The organism is Mycobacterium sp. (genome assembly GCF_036488105.1).
Classification (GTDB): domain Bacteria; phylum Actinomycetota; class Actinomycetes; order Mycobacteriales; family Mycobacteriaceae; genus Mycobacterium.
The window spans coordinates 1-2,172 of sequence record NZ_DASXHW010000558.1; the positions used below are offsets into that span (position 1 = coordinate 1).

Here is a 2,172-nt window from a genome sequence, read left to right on the forward strand (position 1 = left end):
GTTAAATAGCGGTTTGCCGACGCTTGCGCCGCCGGTCGACGGGCGCTCTGGACACTACTTGCGATCTTCACGTCGAGATTGACGGCAACCGCATCAAGGTCACTGTCGAAAAGAGCGACATAGATCCTCAACGTGACGCTCGGATCTTTGTGGCCGACCGTCCGTGACACCGCAAGGACATTCGCGCCGGAACTGACAGCATGACTCGCGCAAATGTGCCGCAAATCGTGAGGCGTGATCTTCTGCACCGGCGCGCGACCGCCCGATTGAACCACATAGGCACCAAACCGAAATCGAGTGTTCACGGACTTAAGCCACGGCTTCGCAGGGAAGAAGGTCTAGCGTCGTTCAACAGGCGTCGAGCAGAGGGCGCTCTGACGAGAGGCCACCAGCTGATGACTGACAAGCCGAATGTCCTGATTATCTGAGGCGACGACATCGGCCAGAGCAATCTCAGTTGCTACAGCAACGGTCTGATGGGATACCGGACCCCCAACATCGACCGCGTTGCCGCCGAAGGGGTGCTGTTCACCGACTACTACGCGGAGCAGAGTTGCACCGCCGGACGGGCGGCGTTCATCACCGGCCAGAACCCGTACCGCACCGGCCTAACAAAGGTGGGCCTGCCCGGGGCGCCGCTGGGCCTGCAGGCACAGGACCCCACGATCGCGACGGCGCTCAAGGCGCAGGGCTACGCCACGGGCCAGTTCGGCAAGAACCACCTCGGCGACCGCGACGAGCACCTGCCCACGATGCACGGCTTCGACGAGTTCTTCGGCAACCTGTATCACCTCAACGCCGAGGAGGAACCCGAGCTGCCGGACTACCCAAAGGATCCCGAGTTCCGCAAGAAGTTCGGGCCCCGCGGCGTGCTGCATACTTGGGCCAACGGCGACGGCACCCAGCGCATCGAGGACACCGGCCCGCTCACCAAGAAGCGGATGGAAACCTGCGACAGTGAATTCTGCGACGCCGCAGTCGATTTCATCAAGCGCCAGCACGAAGGCGAAACTCCGTTCTTCGTGTGGTTCAACACCACTCACATGCATTTCCGCACCCACACCGAGCCCGAGAGCGTGGGCCGCGCAGGGCGCTGGCAGTCCCGCTACCACGACACGATGTTGGATAACGACGACACAGTTGGCAGCCTGCTGGATCTGCTCGACGACCTGGCCATCGCCGAGAACACCATCGTCATGTACTCCACCGACAACGGTCCCCACATGAACAGCTGGCCCGACGCCGGCATGACCCCGTTCCGCAACGAGAAGAACTCCAACTGGGAGGGCGCCTACCGCGTCCCGGCGCTAGTGCGCTGGCCGGGGCACATCCCGGCCGGCTCTGTGCTCAACGGCATTGTCAGTCATGCCGACTGGTTCGTCACGCTCTTGTCGGCGGCAGGTGTGCGCGACATCGCCGAGCGGCTCCGCGCGGGCACAGACCTCAACGGCACGACCTACAAGGTGCATCTCGACGGGCACGACCAGTTGGCGTACATCACCGGCGAGACCGACGGGAGCCCACGCAAGCACTTCTTCTATGTCTCCGACGACGGCGATCTCACCGCACTGCGGTTCGACAACTGGAAGTTCGTCTTCCTCGAGCAGCGTTGCGTGGGCACCCTGCAGATCTGGGCGGAGCCTTACGTTGAACTGCGCGTGCCCAAGCTGTTCAACCTGCGGACCGATCCGTACGAGCGAGCCGACATCACGTCGAACACCTACTACGACTGGATGTTGGACCACATCTTCCTTTTCGTTCCGGCTCAGGCTTACGTCGCGCAGATGCTGCAGACGTTGGTCGAGTTCCCGCAGCGGCAGAAATCCGCGAGCTTCAGCCTGGAGCAGGTGATGGCCAAGTTGCAGGACGCCACTACCCGCAGTAGCTGAACAACTCAAGTCGCACTGCACGCTCGCGGCTTCCTCAGGCATCTGGGCGGGGAGTCGCAGTGAGCAATCGCGCCACGCGGGCTCGGTGCGACGGCACCGGTCGTAAGCTGCGATTCAGTACCTACGACACACAACGGCGAGCATGACCCATGGACCGACCCAGCGGATTTCTGCGCCGGCCGCGGCGCACCTTCCGCGACCGTCGCGAAGCCGGTCGCGTGCTCGCCCAGGAGCTGGCGTCGTATCGCGGTAAAGCCGGTCTGCTCGTTCTCGGGCTGGCCCG

Annotated in this window: 2 protein-coding genes and 1 pseudogene; 2 read left to right on the plus strand and 1 reads right to left on the minus strand. The window is 63.1% G+C overall.

Annotation, left to right across the window (positions count from 1 at the left end):
• The coding region (locus tag VGH54_RS29375) for a tyrosine-type recombinase/integrase (RefSeq protein WP_331515701.1) at positions 1 to 305 on the minus strand (305 nt) is incomplete at its 3' end.
• 132 nt (positions 306 to 437) lie between these two features.
• On the opposite strand from VGH54_RS29375, the gene VGH54_RS29380 reads away from it, so the two are divergent.
• Both VGH54_RS29380 and VGH54_RS29385 read left to right on the plus strand, forming a co-directional pair.
• Complete coding sequence (locus VGH54_RS29380) at positions 438 to 1,889, plus strand: arylsulfatase (protein ID WP_331515702.1); 1,452 nt, start codon at positions 438 to 440, stop codon at positions 1,887 to 1,889.
• Between the two features lie 146 nt (positions 1,890 to 2,035).
• Positions 2,036 to 2,172 (plus strand): annotated as a pseudogene (locus VGH54_RS29385) (hypothetical protein); the annotation flags it as partial.